At 40.3% G+C, this 18,073-nt stretch carries 15 protein-coding genes; 7 read left to right on the forward strand and 8 right to left on the reverse strand.

Annotation, left to right across the window (positions count from 1 at the left end; genetic code table 11):
- Positions 1 to 150 precede the first annotated feature (150 nt).
- Positions 151 to 861, forward strand: coding sequence for an RNA ligase family protein (locus tag BDD26_RS04650; protein WP_115825666.1), 711 nt, complete (start codon positions 151 to 153; stop codon positions 859 to 861).
- Positions 858 to 2,030 (forward strand): AAA family ATPase, encoded by a 1,173-nt coding sequence (locus BDD26_RS04655; protein ID WP_115825667.1) that lies wholly within the window; start codon positions 858 to 860, stop codon positions 2,028 to 2,030. Before BDD26_RS04650 ends, BDD26_RS04655 begins: the two co-directional genes overlap by 4 nt.
- A gap of 43 nt (positions 2,031 to 2,073) precedes the next feature.
- Here the strand turns inward: BDD26_RS04655 and BDD26_RS04660 are convergent, their stop codons facing one another.
- The 3 genes from BDD26_RS04660 to uvrA form a co-directional block, all read right to left on the reverse strand.
- Positions 2,074 to 2,637: a disulfide bond formation protein B gene (locus BDD26_RS04660; RefSeq protein ID WP_038264123.1), complete on the reverse strand. Its 564-nt coding sequence runs from the start codon at positions 2,635 to 2,637 to the stop codon at positions 2,074 to 2,076.
- A 12-nt stretch (positions 2,638 to 2,649) separates the two neighbouring features.
- Complete coding sequence (locus BDD26_RS19460; protein WP_170140369.1) at positions 2,650 to 2,808, reverse strand: DUF5993 family protein; 159 nt, start codon at positions 2,806 to 2,808, stop codon at positions 2,650 to 2,652.
- A 260-nt stretch (positions 2,809 to 3,068) separates the two neighbouring features.
- Positions 3,069 to 5,900 (reverse strand): excinuclease ABC subunit UvrA, encoded by a 2,832-nt coding sequence (gene uvrA, locus BDD26_RS04665; protein WP_038264126.1) that lies wholly within the window; start codon positions 5,898 to 5,900, stop codon positions 3,069 to 3,071.
- Between the two features lie 323 nt (positions 5,901 to 6,223).
- Between uvrA and BDD26_RS04675 the strand changes: the two genes are divergently transcribed.
- From BDD26_RS04675 to BDD26_RS04690, 4 genes are all read left to right on the forward strand, one after another.
- Positions 6,224 to 6,742 (forward strand): single-stranded DNA-binding protein, encoded by a 519-nt coding sequence (locus BDD26_RS04675; protein ID WP_115825668.1) that lies wholly within the window; start codon positions 6,224 to 6,226, stop codon positions 6,740 to 6,742.
- A gap of 434 nt (positions 6,743 to 7,176) precedes the next feature.
- Positions 7,177 to 7,425: a hypothetical protein gene (locus tag BDD26_RS04680; RefSeq protein ID WP_115825669.1), complete on the forward strand. Its 249-nt coding sequence runs from the start codon at positions 7,177 to 7,179 to the stop codon at positions 7,423 to 7,425.
- Between the two features lie 115 nt (positions 7,426 to 7,540).
- A complete protein-coding gene (locus BDD26_RS04685; protein WP_147298997.1) occupies positions 7,541 to 8,017 on the forward strand; it encodes an MFS transporter in 477 nt (158 codons plus the stop codon).
- 397 nt (positions 8,018 to 8,414) lie between these two features.
- Entirely contained in the window at positions 8,415 to 10,127 is a 1,713-nt protein-coding gene (locus BDD26_RS04690; RefSeq protein ID WP_115825671.1) for an ABC-F family ATP-binding cassette domain-containing protein, read from the forward strand.
- A gap of 113 nt (positions 10,128 to 10,240) precedes the next feature.
- Here the strand turns inward: BDD26_RS04690 and BDD26_RS04695 are convergent, their stop codons facing one another.
- Positions 10,241 to 11,986: a beta-ketoacyl synthase gene (locus BDD26_RS04695; protein ID WP_115825672.1), complete on the reverse strand. Its 1,746-nt coding sequence runs from the start codon at positions 11,984 to 11,986 to the stop codon at positions 10,241 to 10,243.
- A gap of 226 nt (positions 11,987 to 12,212) precedes the next feature.
- Here BDD26_RS04695 and BDD26_RS04700 point away from each other — a divergent pair, with 226 nt between their 5' ends.
- Positions 12,213 to 13,190: a GlxA family transcriptional regulator gene (locus BDD26_RS04700; RefSeq protein ID WP_115825673.1), complete on the forward strand. Its 978-nt coding sequence runs from the start codon at positions 12,213 to 12,215 to the stop codon at positions 13,188 to 13,190.
- A 32-nt stretch (positions 13,191 to 13,222) separates the two neighbouring features.
- Here BDD26_RS04700 and BDD26_RS04705 read toward each other — a convergent pair whose 3' ends face one another.
- From BDD26_RS04705 to BDD26_RS04715, 4 genes are all read right to left on the reverse strand, one after another.
- A complete protein-coding gene (locus BDD26_RS04705; protein ID WP_115825674.1) occupies positions 13,223 to 14,491 on the reverse strand; it encodes a DUF1479 domain-containing protein in 1,269 nt (422 codons plus the stop codon).
- Positions 14,492 to 14,630: 139 nt separating this feature from the next.
- On the reverse strand, positions 14,631 to 14,777 hold the full coding sequence (locus BDD26_RS19465) for a hypothetical protein (protein ID WP_170140370.1): 147 nt from the start codon (positions 14,775 to 14,777) through the stop codon (positions 14,631 to 14,633).
- A gap of 223 nt (positions 14,778 to 15,000) precedes the next feature.
- Positions 15,001 to 16,296: an MFS transporter family glucose-6-phosphate receptor UhpC gene (uhpC, locus tag BDD26_RS04710; RefSeq protein ID WP_115825675.1), complete on the reverse strand. Its 1,296-nt coding sequence runs from the start codon at positions 16,294 to 16,296 to the stop codon at positions 15,001 to 15,003.
- Positions 16,297 to 16,495: 199 nt separating this feature from the next.
- A complete protein-coding gene (locus BDD26_RS04715) occupies positions 16,496 to 18,073 on the reverse strand; it encodes an MASE1 domain-containing sensor histidine kinase (protein WP_115825676.1) in 1,578 nt (525 codons plus the stop codon).

Consider the following 18,073-nt stretch of genomic DNA (forward strand, 5'->3'; position numbering starts at 1 on the left):
AATATTTTTTAATTTCAAAAGATTAATCAAATAGGAATAAAGAAAATGTAATACCAACTCTTGAACTCTTTCATCAATTATTAAGGTGAATATTAGTTTGTAAAGGTGTAATACGCTTTTATTGGGATAATTTTAAAGAGCTAAAGCATTATGGATATGCAATCAAGAAAGTATGGTAGAACTTTTCATTATCCGTTCTCACTAGGAACAACCAGTGATGATCGTATTAATCATGATTGGTGGCAGAATATACAGGACATTAATCAGCTTATTCACACAGAAAAATTAGATGGTGAAAATAACTGCCTGAATCAATATGGTGTATTTGCCCGTTCTCATGCTGCACCGACACAATCAGCATGGACGCAGCAGATCCGCCAACGTTGGCAATTAATTAAGGGTGATTTGGGAGATATCGAGATTTTTGGTGAGAATTTGTATGCCATTCACTCTATCGAATATCGTCACCTTGAAGAATATTTCTTTGTCTTTGCTGTGCGTATTAAAGATATGTGGCTCAGTTGGGAAGAGGTAAAGTTTTATGCTGCCTTATTTGATTTTCCTACCACGCCAGAAATTGCCATTCCTGAAACACGAGATGAATCAGTGTTCATTAAAAATATTATTCAAACCGCAAAGCAGGAGAGTCGCTTTTCTTCATGGGATACACAAATAAAACAGCTTTGTTCAATGGAAGGCATTGTCAGCCGTGATGCAGGTGAGTATTCAGTTATTGATTTCCCGCATCATGTTTTTAAGTTTGTGCGCAAAAACCATGTTAAAACGGATATTCATTGGAAGCATCATTGGCAACGAGCGCCTCTTTACTTTGAATACCATTCGGTTGGAGAGAGAAAATGAGTTGGATATTCAGTAAAAATAAGTCATGGGATTATTTATCTAAAACGTTTTCTTTCATTGCTGATATGAGGGGAGTTCAGCAAGATCCCATTCACCACGCTGAAGGTGATGTTGCCATTCATACTCAAATGGTACTGGCAGCATTGGAACAGTTACCTGAGTATCAAACACTGGGGAAAGAAGAACAGGAAATACTTTGGACGTCTGCTTTATTGCATGACGTGGAAAAGCGAAGTACTACGCGGATGGATTTAGATGAACGAATCGTTTCTCCCGGTCATGCCCGTAAAGGTGAGTTGACTGTCAGACAGATTTTTTTTCAGCAAATTCCTACACCATTTGCGATACGTGAACAAATTGCTGCTTTGGTGCGTTTTCACGGATTACCACTATGGCTGATGGAAAAACCTGAACCACAGAAAACTCTGTTGGCGGCGTCATTACGTGTTGATACTTATCTATTAGCTTTATTGGCGAGAGTCGATGTCTTAGGGCGCAAATGTTATGATGCACAGGAATTACTGGAACGCATCGAATTGTTCGAACTTTATTGTCGTGAACAAAATTGTTGGAGTAATGCACGAAAATTCTCTTCGCCAGAAGCTCGTTTTTATTATTTTTCTACGGAAAGTAAACAGCCGGATTATCAACCTTATGATGATTATGGTAGTCAGGTGATTTTATTATGTGGATTACCTGGCATGGGAAAAGATCACTTTATCCAGCAGTATTACCCAGATTGGTTTGTCATTAGCTTGGATGCAATGCGCCGTCATTACCAGATAAGCCCAGAAGACAAGAATGCCAATGGCTGGATTGTACAACAGGCAAAACAGCAGGCCAGAGAGAAATTGCGTAACCGACAGGATTTTGTCTGGAATGCTACCAATCTTACCGCTCAAATGCGTCAGCAACTTATTAAGCTATTTGTCAGCTATGACGCTAAAGTTAAGATTGTTTATATCGAACAAGACTATAAACGATGGTGGAAACAAAATAATAATCGCGAATATGTTGTACCGGATAAAGTGATGGATCGAATGCTGTCTAAGCTGGAAGTTCCGACGCCTGAAGAGGCACATGAGGTGTGTTATTTCATCAATAATTCAATGAATTATGAATATAAATTTCCTTCTGAATGGTCTTTCAGGGAAAAGAGAAGGCTGTAGAGTGTATCAGCCTTCTTTTCTCTGCCAAGATAACAAAATGTTATTACTGCAATAGCTGATAAAACGTTGGGTTATCGTCACACTGCCCGCTACCGCATTCCAGCACAGTAGAGACCAGATTAGCGGTGATCAAGATCGCGAACAATCCCATGACAAGTTTACCGAGTATGTGTGGTGAATATTTTGCCGGATCATGATTACCTGCTTTCAGGGGCATGATGGCAGCAATAGCAATAATGGTAAGAATAGATAAGATTGCAGCCCACGTATAGAAGTGCAAACCAAAGAAAGTGGAGCCATACCCTGCATCTCCAGGCAGGATATGTAAAGAAACCTGACGCATAGCAACAAAGCCAGTGACAATACAGCCCAGTAAGGAAAAGCTGTAGTGAGCATTTTTAACACCAAAATAGATATTAAACAGAAAACCAAAGCCAATCATAATGATACCTGCACGTTGCAGCAGACATAGCGGGCAGGGAAGTTCAAAACGTGCCAGTTGATAATAAAATGCCACGATTAGAATGACACAAATACCAAATAAACCAAGTATATTCAATGTAATGGCAGGATTAAGGTTGCGAGATGTTGACATAGTATTATTCATTACGGCCTCCGGTTAGAAAGAAAGATTCAGTGCATCAGTGGCGTGATATTTAAACCAAAATACCGTGATGATTAATAAGGCAAACCAAAGCGTATAAGTCAGTTTTTTCTTGCCAGTAACAACAGTAGCAACCATAACTAACGCAACTAAAAATGGTAAAAACATATACATATTTAATCTCCATTATAAGTTAACAAAATATATAATATCATTATGAAATTAATTTGACTATAATGTGAACACTGTATCTTTAAAGGCTCAGCAATAATCTTAGAACAACAATATCAGACTGATCTAAATAGGATTATTTCGTTGATTATTACAGCCGGAAAGGTGTTTGTTGCATTAAAAAATATTAGAATAATTTAATAAATAAACAAAGCCTCTCCAATTGGAGAGGCTCTTTGCTGATTATGATTGGTGAAATAGTATTAATTTTTATTGAGTATCTGCTTAAGGAAACGTGCTGTATGGGATTTTTCACATTTCGCCACATCTTCTGGCGTTCCTGCTACTAATATTTCTCCGCCACCACTCCCACCTTCTGGGCCAAGATCGACAATCCAGTCCGCAGTCTTGATAACATCCAGATTGTGTTCAATCACTACAATGGTATTTCCCTGATCCCGCAATTGATGTAGAACTGACAACAGTTGTTGGATATCAGCAAAGTGTAATCCAGTTGTTGGTTCATCAAGAATATAGAGTGTTTGACCTGTACCACGTTTAGATAACTCGCGTGCCAGTTTAACCCGTTGTGCTTCTCCACCGGAGAGTGTGGTGGCAGACTGTCCAAGACGAATATAGGAAAGACCAACATCCATTAACGTTTGCAATTTACGGGCAAGGGCAGGTACTGCATCAAAAAAGCTACGAGCTTCTTCAATGGTCATATTCAGTACCTCATTGATATTCTTGCCTTTATATTTAATCTCCAACGTTTCGCGGTTATAGCGCTTTCCTTTACACTGATCACAGGGAACATAAATATCAGGCAGGAAATGCATTTCCACCTTAATTACCCCGTCCCCCTGACAGGCTTCACAGCGTCCGCCCTTAACATTGAAACTAAAACGACCCGGTGTATAACCACGCGTACGGGATTCAGGTACGCCAGCAAACAGTTCTCTTACTGGTGTAAAGACGCCGGTATAAGTGGCGGGATTCGAGCGAGGTGTTCTGCCGATCGGGCTTTGGTCAATATCAATGACCTTGTCAAAATGCTCCAGACCTTGAATATCCACATAAGGGGCAGGATTAATATTAGTTGCGCCATTTAACTGGCGTTGTGCGATTGGGAATAACGTGTCGTTGATTAATGTCGATTTACCGGAGCCTGAAACCCCCGTGATACATGTGAACAAGCCGACAGGTAGTTTTAATGTCACTTTTTTCAGGTTATTGCCCTTCGCGCCAATTAACTTCAACATCTTGTTGGGATCAGCATTGATTCGTTGTCCCGGGATAGCAATCTCACGTTCGCCACTCAGAAATTTCCCTGTGAGAGACGTTTGGCTTGCCATGATGTCATCAATAGTTCCTTCGGCAACAACTTTACCGCCATGAACACCCGCTCCCGGTCCAATATCAATAATATGATCAGCGGCGCGAATAGCATCTTCATCATGTTCAACAACAATAACGGTATTACCTAAATTACGCAGATGCAGTAAGGTTTCCAGCAAACGTTCATTATCACGTTGGTGGAGACCAATGGAAGGCTCATCCAGAACATACATCACGCCAACCAGACCTGCACCAATTTGGCTTGCTAACCGGATACGCTGGGCTTCACCACCGGAAAGGGTTTCTGCTGAACGGGAAAGTGTCAGGTAATTTAAACCAACATTGACCAGAAACTTCAGACGATCACGGATCTCTTTCAGCACTTTTTCAGCAATTTTGGCTCTTTGTCCGCTCAATTTGATGTTTTGGAAAAACTCCATCGCATGACCGATGCTGAAATCAGAAATCTGTGGCAGGGTGGTATTTTCGATAAAAACAAAACGCGCTTCTTTGCGCAAGCGGGTTCCTTCACACGAAATACAGGAACGATTACTAATATATTTGGCTAATTCTTCCCGTACAGCGGAAGATTCTGTTTCTTTATAGCGGCGTTCCATATTATGCAGAACACCTTCGAATGGGTGATTACGGACAGTTGTATCCCCACGATCATTGGTATATTTGAATTCGATAGATTCCTTACCTGAGCCATACAAAATTACTTTTTTAATGGCAGGATTTAATTCATCGAATGGTGTTTCTATATCGAATTTATAATGGTCTGCCAGAGATTTTAGCATCTGGAAGTAATAGAAATTACGGCGATCCCATCCACGAATAGCGCCACCTGCGAGAGAAATACTGCTATTTTGAACCACTCGGTCAGGATCGAAAAATTGCTGGACACCCAAACCATCACAAGTAGAACAGGCGCCTGCCGGATTGTTGAAGGAAAATAAGCGTGGTTCCAACTCGCTCATACTGTAACCACACATTGGACAGGCGAAATTGGCTGAGAAGATCAACTCTTCGGCCTGATTATCATCCATATTGGTAACGACAGCCGTACCGCCGGAAAGCTCTAAAGCGGTTTCGAAAGATTCTGCCAGACGCTGAGCCAGATCCGGGCGTACTTTGAAGCGGTCGATGACAACTTCAATCGTATGTTTTTTCTGCAATTCTAATTTAGGCGGATCGGAAAGGTCACACACTTCACCATCAATACGGGCGCGGATATAACCTTGTGTAGCCAGATTTTCCAACAGCTTGGAATGTTCTCCTTTACGCTCTTTGACTACCGGAGCTAATAACATCAGACGTTGCCCTTCCGGTAATGTGAGAACATTATCTACCATCTGACTAATGGTTTGTGCAGCCAGTGGAATATCATGTTCGGGACAGAGAGGCTCGCCGACACGGGCAAACAGCAGACGGAGATAATCGTGAATTTCTGTGATTGTCCCGACGGTTGAACGCGGATTATGAGAAGTTGATTTCTGTTCAATGGAAATGGCAGGAGACAGGCCTTCAATGTGGTCGACATCCGGTTTTTCCATCAATGATAAAAACTGGCGGGCATATGCAGAGAGAGATTCTACATAACGACGCTGGCCTTCTGCATACAGTGTATCGAAAGCCAGAGAAGACTTACCGGAGCCAGACAACCCCGTAATGACTATCAGTTTGTCACGGGGAATTATCAGGTTGATATTTTTGAGATTATGGGTGCGGGCGCCCCGAACTTCGATGTTATCCATTTACCATTACCCAGATTATTTATCGTGCTCAACTAAAGAACGCATTATTATTGCACAAACTATCCTGAATGGATATACAGTATTAACAGAGATTCATGCTGTAATAATTACAGTGCATATCAAGTGCTTTCAGTTGTTGTATCGCTGATAAGGGTAGCTAAAAAGTAACAACATGAAAGATAAAGGATATAAAGTACGATGCGCTTCGCAAAGTATAATATAAAGGGTTTTTGTTTAAAGTTAGCCCTCGCATGGTAAACTACTTTGTTTATAATTATAGAAGTTCGTTTTTAGCAGAAATCATTTCATCAGGAGTATTCCCAATGGCCAGCAGAGGCGTAAACAAAGTTATTTTAGTGGGTAATTTGGGGCAGGATCCGGAAATTCGCTATATGCCGAATGGCGGTGCAGTTGCCAATATTACTCTGGCAACGTCCGATAGCTGGCGTGATAAGCAAACCGGTGAGATGAGAGAGAAAACTGAGTGGCATCGTGTGGTGATTTTCGGCAAATTGGCAGAAGTCGCAGGTGAATATCTGCGCAAAGGTTCTCAGGTTTATCTCGAAGGGGCTTTGCAGACCCGTAAATGGCAAGATCAGAATGGGCAAGACCGTTACACTACTGAAGTAGTGATTAATCCTATCGGTGGAGTAATGCAGATGTTAGGCAGCCGTGGTGCAGCACAGGATGCACCAGCACAAGGCGGCTGGGGACAACCACAACAGCCACAAGCTTCTCAGCAATTTAGTGGTGGCGGTATGCCATCATCTCGTCCGGCACAATCTCCTGCTCCGCAGAGCAATGAGCCACCAATGGATTTTGATGATGATATTCCGTTCTGATTTGGAACTTAAATATCATTAAAAAACAATATCAAGGCCCCGTTTGTGCGGGGCTTTTTGTTTTTTTAGCTTTATACCAATAAGGAAAAGCCGGTGATAATTCAAATCACAAGGAAGTCCCCATCCAAGAAGAAAGCATTTTTATAATGTTGGAAAAGATAAAAAATCTGTATAAATAATAACCATTTCTTGTCGGGCAATGATATAGCTTCCTTTGATTATTATTGGCTATTCTCCTTTATGGCAATATGTAACTTCAGAATTGCCAATACTTTTAAGAAAAGAAAAAACTAAAGAAAATATTTTATAAGTATATCTGAATATATAGCCAGCAACTGACTCAATCCGTATTGAGAGTAAACCTCTTTTTCAGATGTCTAGTCCTGATATACGTTGACTCTATTTTTCCTGATCTGGCGATAAAGCATGAGATCATGAATAGAGTTCACACCGCCTTTATTCAGTACAGAGCTATGAAAGAAGCAATGGCGAGTATTCAATGGGAAAAGCGGCTATTTCCTAATGCAATCCGGGCAACGATTCACCATAAGACAATACCTGTACTTGGTATCAGGATATATCCTGGCTACAAGAACTATTCACCTCATCTTCCCTACCATGGTATTGCTGTTGTTGAATACAGAAATAATGTCTGGCGAATGAGTAATTGGATATTCGATTAATCAAGCAGGAGCTGATATTAGTAAGACAACCGGGTTCTCATCTATTGTCACAAGCCACTATTTGTTTTTTGGAATTGTGTCAATGGTGTTAGGCCATGCAATTATGATGATAGTTATGTCAGCCGCCTCAATTGCTTCTGTCGGTTATGGATTGGGAAATTCAGAAGCGGGCATATTAATTGGTGCTCATCTTGTAACCATGTTCGCTCCCGGTGTTATCACAGGTATGCTGATATCAAGAATGGGGGCAAATCGTATTATTCTATTGGGCGTTCTCTTTAATCTTGCCGGTTTTCTGGTAGGGCTTACCAATGAAACAGAAATTGTTATTCTCGGAGTCCCGCTGATTTTTGCCGGATTAGGATGGAACCTGATGTTCTTAGGGGGAACTCATATTATCAATAGTATGTCTGATGGTATCAGTAAAGTCCGTGTTCAGGGTGTGAGTGAAACTCTTCTGGCTACTGTGTCAACGATATTCTCACTTGCATCTGGGGGAATTTATGAGGCACTTGGTTGGAAAGGGCTGATTTGGGCTGTAACAATAATGACGTTACTAACTATAACGTTATTTTTATTCGTGTGCTTTTGATATCGAATGCTTTTGATAAATCGGAATGAATTTCCTGCGAAAAATAGATGAGAACCAGAACGCATTTTTCAAATAATTTATCTGATTTATTTGCTTTTTCTGGCAGACTTTCTATATGCTTAGTCTACCGAATAACCAGAAAGTATCGTTACTTTCCCAGATAAAAAAAGGAGGCCCTATATGTCTATGCAGCGTTTATTCGCTCGCTTCTTTGGTATTAGAAGCTCGCTCAAGGGTTTGTGGCATCCGCTGCGATAATCTTAGCTTGAGCGAAAAAATATTTAGTTACTAACATAAAGTAGTAACTTCACAAATTAGAATTCTCTTCACTCAAGCTCGAAGAATTATTGTCAGCATCTGACAACGGTGTTTTGCACCCAAAATTCTTGAGTTATCTATGAGCACTTATTTATCTGCACAATCACTTTCTATTGCTTTCTCTTCGGCTCCTTTGTTTGAGGATATAACATTTACTCTGAACAAAGGCGACAAAATTGGGCTTATCGGTCATAACGGCTGTGGTAAAAGCACCCTGATGAAATTACTCAGCGGTAATTTGGAAGATTACAGCGGTAAGATCACAATTGCGAGTCAGTGTGTTCTGGCGTATGTCGAACAGCATTTACCCTTATCTCTGCATGATGCCACATTAATAGAGGCTATTAGCGAGAAAGTTAAAGTTGACGAAATTTGGCGAGCCGAGCTTCTGTTGTCTGAACTGGGATTCCCTGAACAGGATTGGCAAACACCTATCGGAAATCTTAGTGGTGGGCAACATATGCGACTGTTACTTGGTCGTGCGGTGATCCAGCAACCTGATTTACTTTTATTGGATGAGCCGAGTAACCATCTGGATCTGACTTCTCTGCTATGGTTGGAATCTTTTTTGTCTCAGTGGAAAGGATCGTTTGTATTGGTATCGCATGATCAGATTTTACTGGATAGGGTGACTAATACTACCTGGATTATGCGGGACAAGACCTTATATCACTTCGGCATGGCTTGCTCTCAGGCAAGGCAGGCATTGCTCGAACGCGATCAGACGGATCTGCAACGTCATGCCAGTGAGCAAAAAGAGATAGACCGGCTGGAGCAGAGTGCTGAACGGTTAGCCACATGGGGTAAGGTTTATGACAATCCTGATCTTTCTCGTAAAGCGAAGACGATGCTGGCACGTAAACAGCGTCTGGCTGAGCAGCAAACCAAACTTACTCAAGGCACTCCATGGAAGCTGACTCTTCAGGGGGATGCATTACCGGCTAACCGATTGCTGGATATTGAACATATGGCTGTTATGCCTTTGGGTACTAATGTGGTTCTGTTCAATGTGCTGTCGAAACAGATCAAGAGTGGCGATAGAGTCGCTGTTCTGGGTAACAACGGTTGCGGTAAGTCTACTTTGCTGAAAGTGTTGTATAAAGAATATCTGGAAAAGACATTGCAGAATGTGAATTATCATCCTCTATGTCAGCTCGGTTACTACGATCAATCGCTGGAGCAGATTCAGGATGATGAATCACTGAGTGATGCGTTAATTCGTTTTGCACCAACCAGTGATGATCAGCGTAAACGGGCGCTTATCAGCGCAGGTTTTGAATATCAGAGGCATCAGCAGAAGGTGGCATCACTGAGTGGCGGTGAACGGGCGCGTTTATTGTTCATAGGGTTAACATTAGCGCGTTACCATCTGCTGTTTCTTGATGAACCCACTAACCACCTTGATCTGGAGGGTAAAGAAGAGCTCTTTGATACCCTGAAGGAATATAAAGGTGGGGCTTTGATTGTCAGCCATGATAGAAGTCTTATTGAGCAAAGCTGTAACCGCTTTTGGTTGATCAATAAAGGTGAGTTAACTGAATATCATAATGTTGAAGAAATCTATTCTTTGCTCGGACAGGGGGATAATTTAGAGAAACCAAATCGGCAGCATCTTACTGATTGCAATAAACAAGAATCGGCAATGGTGTGGGATGAAGAGGTTTTACTGCAACGCCTGATAGAGTTGGAAAAGCTGTTGCAGGAGGATTTGAGCAGAAGACCAAAACATCAAAAGCCCGCCTTGCAAGAGGAATGGCGACAGGAGATTGAAATTATAAGCAGACAGCTTTAGTGCATAACCTGTAAGTCGTGTTAACTGTATCTGACCGCCATTGGCTTTGTTTTAATGACGGTCAGATTATTTTAAATAATTTTCGGATTATCGTGATGTATTATATTGGAAATTCACAGAAATTCGTTGAATTCATCTGCATTCGGCAGTTTTATAGTATGTTTGAATCCTGCTAATTTTACTTCTTGGCGTGAAAGTTCGATATCTGCGGGTTGTATCACAGAACTTCCGAAATCGTAAATAATAGATTCCTCACCACGGCAAATAGCTTGATCCTGTTTTTCACTTTTGTCTTTAACTATCTGATTGCATTTATGATAATTGCTAATGGCCGTATTACCATGTTTTTTTGTCAGCATTCGCATTGTTTGCTGTGGAGATAAAATAACGGCGCTCGCATTATTGCCACCAAATCCTTTTGAATTGATGATTGTGGCACGCATATCTTTACCCTGTTCACCAGTAAATTTATCCTGCATTAAGATGTTCAGATTGGAAGAATGTACATCTTCAGCAATATGATCAATTGTTTTAATGCCGGGTATCCATCCATATTGCCAAACGCCTAGCGTGTTGGCTAACTGATCACCGGCAGAGACAGAAAAGGAGTGCCCGACATATGCCTTAATGGCAGTAACATCCCAGTGGTTGAGGCCAAAGACTTTCGCGATTTCATTAATAATATGGCTTTCTGTAACCCTATTTTGTGGTGTCCCTGTACCGTGTGCCTGAATATAGGAATGCTGTAATTTTCCATCCAGAAGGCTATCTGTAAGGGAAGCGGCTTTCATCATCGTGATATAGTTACCGATTCCGGGGGAAGAGATGGATTTTTTATTCGCATCGGCATTCACGAAAACATCAGGCACCGATCCAAGAATATTAGCACCACATTGCAGAGCGAGGTCGTCACTCATAAGCAGCACAAACTGTGATGATTCGGAAAGAGTGAGTCCGACATTAGTTGAAAATGGGCGGCAGGCACGGCGATGGTCGACAGTGTTGGTTCCGTCCAATTTACATAATAGGTGATCTTCTGCGAGAGCTCCCATGGCACGGAATCCTTCAATAATCTCAGGAGTAATAGGTGCTTCGGCACATCCTACTAAACAGACTTTTGCCTTACCTTGCCTTATGTCATTAACGCCTTGTTTAAGATTGTACAGAAAGCTGGCACAGGCACCAATATTGGCAGATGTGCTTCCTATGTTATTGATAACATAACTATTAATAAAATCTGCTGGCATATCCGGTAAGGAGAGTGGCAACATTTTTGAGCTAATACGTAAGCCATTCAGTGGATTACCGATCAATCCTGATAGTGAAAACTGATCTACCTGGCCTAATGCACTGCTGGCGTAGACAGAAACCTGATCAGGCTCTACTAATGCATATATATCTGACCATGAAATCCCGATTGAGTTGAGTAAATCTGAGGCACCATATACGGTGAGACGTAAACCGCGAGGATGGTGATGAGCATTATATAAATTTCCTATTTCAAACCCTTCCGGTAATTGTCCTGCGCTGGACATAGAAAGTGGAATATAAGTTGATTGTAATAGTTGTACTGTGTCTTTGTCAGAATCGGTTATTATTTTATTAACTGGCACTTGCTGTGTATCGAAAAGAGTTATTTTTCTAATTAGTGTGCCATTTTTTGCTTGTTCAATTTGGGTATCAGTTACAGATTCTGTTCCATTAATAATACCCATTCGATGACATAAGTCGCTCCATGTATCTTTCATTATTTTGCCATTAAGGCTATTTGATACGATGCGTTTATATCCGTGAAATCCAGAACTTCTTCCAGCCGTATTGATACCACCTAAACCAACAATTACGGGTAATTTACTCATTATGAACTCCAAAAAGGCTTTTCCTGAAGTTTAGCAATTGGTGTAAATTAATACTCTGATATATTGGTCATTAAAACTGAGAATATTGTCATCTGATCTATTTCTATCGAAACTGAAATATCAAATATTATATACCCGCTGTTTTTCAGGTTACAGCTTTGTTGGCGATATCCTGAAATTCCATAGAATATAGGCAAGAAGCGTATATGATGTCTGGAGACTGAGTATGAATATAGCATTTGTCTTATATGATAAAGCGTTACAAAGTGGGATTACGTTAGCATCGGATATGTTAAACAGCGCCAGCAGCTTAAGAAGCCACATAGAGCAGAGAGAGCAGCCGCTTGTCATGTCTGTTGTAGGGGATATGAAGAAACACCACCAACAGATACCGCAAATTATGCTGCATACTCACCATACATTTTCAGAGTTTATCGATTTTGATTTAGTGTTTTTGCCTCCGATGTGGGGAAATCCATATCCTGTGATGGTTGGCAGGAAAGATATCATTTCATGGCTACGCAGACAAAAAGAAAATAATGCTGTCATTGTTGCAACCGGAACCGGGGTATTCTGGTTAGCGCAAGCGGGCTTACTTGATAAAAATACAGTAACAACCCATTGGGCTTTTTATGACAAATTTGCACGTCAATTCCCAACCGTGAATGTAAATTGTAAGGCAAGTATTACCTATAATGATAATATTTACTGTGTAAAAAGTATTAACTCTCAAACAGAGTTATTGGTTTACCTTATTTCCCTGTTTTTTGGCCTGCCTATCGCTAAAATTATTGAGAAACATTTTATGCATGAAGTGTCCGACTTCCAATCAGAGCCATTTTTTCAAGTGGGAGGTAGTACACAGTTTGATGAAATAGTATCGATAGCCCAAAGTTATATTAAACAGAATATAACATCGCATATCACCATTAAAGACATTGCCAGTTATGTCGGAGTATCGGAAAGTACTTTGGTCCGTAATTTCAGAGCGCAAGTCGGAGTTTCTCCCCATAAATATAGGCTTAATTACCGTTTATTAACAGCAAAGCAGTTGTTGAAAGATAATAACCTGAATTTATTGCATGTCGCACAATTAGTGGGATTTAAGGATCCTCACTATTTTAGTAAGGTGTTTGAACAACATTTTGAGCTGACTCCAATAGCTTACCGTAATCTGGTAAAAGCAAAGGCGTTCCATGCCTGATAATTCCATGTTTGATAATTTAAATCTATGTCTCAATATTCCCGATTTCCTAACCCAAGTCCTCGTAAGCCAATTGCATTTAACTCAGTAACCGTGAAACGGTTTTTCCAATTCTTTTCATAATGTTCCGGAGCAAAGTCTGGTGGAGATGTGCCATGTTCAAGGGCTTCAGTCACTTGACGGGCATAGGCCAGATTTCTGTTACACAATGGCGCGGCGGGAATATACATGACATTTCCCCAGCCCTGTTGATTTTCTACAGGAGCAACCGAGTGGATTAGATCACAGTGCCACCAGACAGAATCGCCAGCCTGTAATGCCGGGATACTGCATAACCCACGAATAAGATGAGGATGCCATTGTTCTGAGATAGGAAGTGCTTTGCCGGGAGCCACACCACACAATTCATCTGCGGGTACATCATTCAGTAGTGGGCGTAGCAGAATATAGGCCATTGCTTCAGGAACGGGCACAACATGCAAAAGCCCCTGATCGATCAACATATCCGACAGCGCAGTCCAGCCTTGAAATGTTCTAAATACAGAACACCTTGCTATGTTATTGAATTCATTTACATCGGGACGATAGGCAGCATCCCAGGGATCGTATTCTGCAAACTGGTTGGTGAAGATTTTTCTGAATACGTTTTGATAGTCTGGCTGTAACCAGCGTTCCAAAGCTCCTGAATCTGTGTGAGCTCCCAGACCCCTGGATGTCGTACCCGGCGGTCTGCGGCGAATACGATCGGGATAAATCATGCTGACGTCAGGCTCGAACCATCTCACTCCATCTGATTCAAATTTCCATAAGTGATTCAGAAAAGACTGTACCAACGCAATTTCTTCGCTTTGTCTGGCTTGCATTTGTGCATGGGACCAGTAAATCGGATAAATTTCCGGCCGGGATGCTTTAAGACTACCGAAATAATTATCTTTTGGTCCCTGATAGAAGCGTTCAAACTCATTGGTATTGAGGTAATCAAGCATGGACTGATCCCATGCGATTGCCTGATCCTGTGGGAAGTTTTGCCTGACGACCAAACAGCCACGGCGCTTAATCTTTTGTATGATTTCCTCTGTTATTCTACCTTCAGCCATATCACGCCAATGTATTTCAGGCCAGGCGCTACCCATGTTTTTTTCATCTTCTTTGGCTACAGTTAATTCTTTTTCTATTTTGTCACATACCTGGGAGAAGAGAGTTTCAACGTCACCGATTTGCTTACGCAGAATTTGTTTCATCTGGCGAATTCTTTTGTGGTAATCATCAGGAAAGCTGGTGGTGGTAAAAGAAGTATCCATAGTAATCTCTGTTTATGTATGGGGTTTTATATTTGGACAAAAATTAATCTACCTCCGATTCATAATATATCAACTATGTTTTAGTCAATTTGTGGCAAAACATTTTGAAATGACAAACAAAAATTGTTTTTAATTAATATTAATGGAGTAATGTTTTGATGTTGGAAGTGGAAATCATCAACGCTTTCTTTTCCAGCCTGGTGTGGATCACGCCATCTTCAGCTCTGTCTTTTGCTCCTTCTGATAAAGAGCAACGGAAGTTACTAATGTTTTGAGTTTTTACCATATCGTAAATAATGAGGTAATAACTGGATTATGAGGCAATTTTTTTATGTTTTTCTTTTTTTATTTATTAATTGATGTTGTTGATTTTTATTTTTCTATGGAAAAGTAATTAGAGGTAAGAGTGATAATATATTTTTAATTGGAAAAATGACGCTATCTCCCTGCTATATGGATAATATTCCAATTCTGTTATGAAAATAGCACCATGTAAGATAATTGAACTTTTAAGGCACTTTATTGTGTTTATCAGCGTCATATATTAGTAGTGGCATTAATAGTAATCCCATCAAAGCGGCTGCAAGTGTAATCAGAGCAAACATTCCAGACCAATCATAATATTCAATAACTTGACTTAATGGCCAACCTGCAATGGCTGCGCTCAGATAGGCATATAAACCAAGATATCCTGTAACTGTACCTGCAGCTCTCTTATGACAATATTCTGTAGCTGCTAATCCAATGAGCATTTGTGGACCGAAAACAAAAAAGCCGATACTGAAAATACATGTTGCCAGTAGAATATCATTCTGTATTGGTGCGAGCCAAAGTGCTACAACAGAAAAAAACAATCCAAGAGAAAACAGTAAGATCATAGGAGCTCGTTGGCTGCGAAAGAGCAGATCTGAACCCCATCCCGAACAGAGTGTTCCGAGTAATCCACCCAATTCAAACAGTGAAAGAATCGTATTTGCACTGAGTAAGTCAGAACCATGTTTTTCTGATAGCCAGAGGTTTCCCCAGTCATGTATTGCCGTTCTAATGAAATAAATTAAAATATAGGAAATGCCGAGCAGCCAGATAGTACGGTTAAACACAATGGTTTCTTTTAAGATTTTTATCATTGGCATTGGCGGTGATAAATGCTCTTGTCTGATTTCCATTGCATCTTGCCGCCAATGTCCGATGCTGGGTAACCCATGCTCTTGTGGAGTACCTCGTAATTGCTGGCATAACCAAATCCCTAACAGAATACTGATGAGTCCAGGCAGCAATAGCGCTATTTTCCAGCTATATGTTGCAGCTAATAGTGTAGACAACAGTGTCAGGAGAACTCCACTTATGTTAATTGAAATGTTCCAACAACCCCACCAAAACCCTCGTTCATTACGGGAATACCAATAAGTTAGTAATCTTGCACACGGAGGCCATCCCCATCCTTGAAAAAAACCATTGAGGGTCCAAATAATTAATATGGCTGGCAATGAAGAACAAAATGTGAAAATAATATTAAGTATTCCAGTCACTAATAAGCCAGCACCCATAAACCAGCGATAGCCTGTATAGTCGTGGAAAATACCGGATACAAATTTCGAGAGGCCATAAGCAAGGTAAAATAGACTGGCTATCCAGCCTATATCATTTTTATCTAGTACCAGATCTACTTGCATTGCTGGCATGACAACATTCAAACTTCTGCGTGTAAGTTGAAATGTAGCATAGCCGATCAACATTGATATGAGTAAATGAACTCGCCAATAGCGGTATTGTTGTGAAATTTGTCCATTGCTATTGGCTTGCATAAAATTTCTCCATGAAAATAAGCCTATGTAAATAGAATAATTATGTGATTCTTTTAATTGCAATCTTATTGCTTACAATAGTCGCCTTTGTTACATCACTGCCTAAGTGCCGAGAAGGTTATTTCCTTGTTGCTGTCTGACAATTTGAAGTTTATTAGGTATTGATGTGAACTTTTGAAATATGAAGAGTCTCATTTGATTACCCGGTATATTTATCTGAATTTATGGGTAAATTAACAACAACATGAGTCCCTTTCTGTGTTTTTAATAGCCAACTCCCACCAAGTATACAAATCCTTTCTTCAATGCCTTTCAATCCAAAACCTCTGTTTTTTTTATCCTCCCTGATGCCGATTCCATTGTCACTAATGCGAAGTTTAATGAAATTTCCTTTTTGCTTTAGTGTAATAATTATTATGCTGGCATCGGCGTGTTTACTGATATTATTCAACAGCTCCTGAATAACTCGATAAAGTGTTAAAAGAATCGTGCTGTTCTTGGGTTCTTGCGGCAACTGGTAGTTGAACTGGCAAATAATGTTTTGTTCCTCGAAAGCAAACTCATTTACAAGATGGCAAATTGCCTGTTCAAATGACATTTCATCCAAAACAGGGGGACGCAATTCGCGAAGAAGCTGACGAGTAGATTGATGGATTTGTTGAGCAAGAGATTTAATCTGGTCAGCTGCTTTTATGGTCAGCGGAGAACTTGCCGTGCGTTTTACTAGCGTGGATTGGATTTGAATAGCTGTAATATTTTGCCCAATCTCATCATGTAGTTCTCTGGCTATGTTTTTACGAGTATCCTCTTCAATATGTACTATTTTCTGCATCAGAATTCGACGTGCAGTTAATTCCTTTTCGAGCTGTGTGCGATACCGGTTAAGATTTTCTGTTAGCCGTTGCTGATGAATAAGGCTACCCGCTAATTGTTGTTGCCGACTGATTGCTATGCCAAGCCCGATTCCCAATAAGGCTTGAGTCGTTAAGAAGACCTCTAATTCTTGCAGTTCACTGAAGGAACCACTGAAATGGTGAGCAGATGTGACAATCAGACTTCCCAATAAGGCAGAAAAAACACCTCCCTGCCAACCATAATGGTAAGCCATAAAAACATTAGGAATAAAGACTAAAATTGACAGAATTCCTTCAATTTTAGGTGATAAGAAAAATTGACCACTTACGCCTAATAAACTAAACAGGAAACACCACATAACTAAAGATGTGCGTAATTGTGGGTAGACAGAGTCATCTGTAATAGATTGCTTTTTTAGATTTTGCTCATATATATAGATATAAATCAGATAAATAAATGGGGATAACAGAACTCCGCCAGTTAGAGAACTGAGAAAAATAAGACTGGATTTACAGGACAACAGGCTACTGAGAAAAAGGGTTTGTAATAAACTGTTAATGATAACAGAAGCTAGCAGGATGGAGAGTTGCTGCCAATAAAGAGAATAACATTTCCATATCTGTTTAATGCTTAAGACTGTTATCAAACTGATAACAGGAGAGAGTAAAATGACTAAGTTTGTAATAAGTTGTTCGTTATTTAAACATATCAGGATGCTGTTCTCACTGATAATCAGAATTGGCAGGTAACGTCGCCATAATAAAATCATAAGTATCAGTCTCAGCCCTTGAGGTAAAAAAAGAGCGGCCTGTTGTCCATTTTTACTCAAATAAAAACTGATTATCCATAGTGAAATCCAGGTAAAAGAATAGAAAATCAATAAAAACAAGGACTGTAAACTAAAGCGGATTTTCCAATTCAT

It is taken from the genome of Xenorhabdus cabanillasii (genome assembly GCF_003386665.1).
In the GTDB taxonomy this organism is placed as follows: Bacteria; Pseudomonadota; Gammaproteobacteria; order Enterobacterales; family Enterobacteriaceae; genus Xenorhabdus; species Xenorhabdus cabanillasii.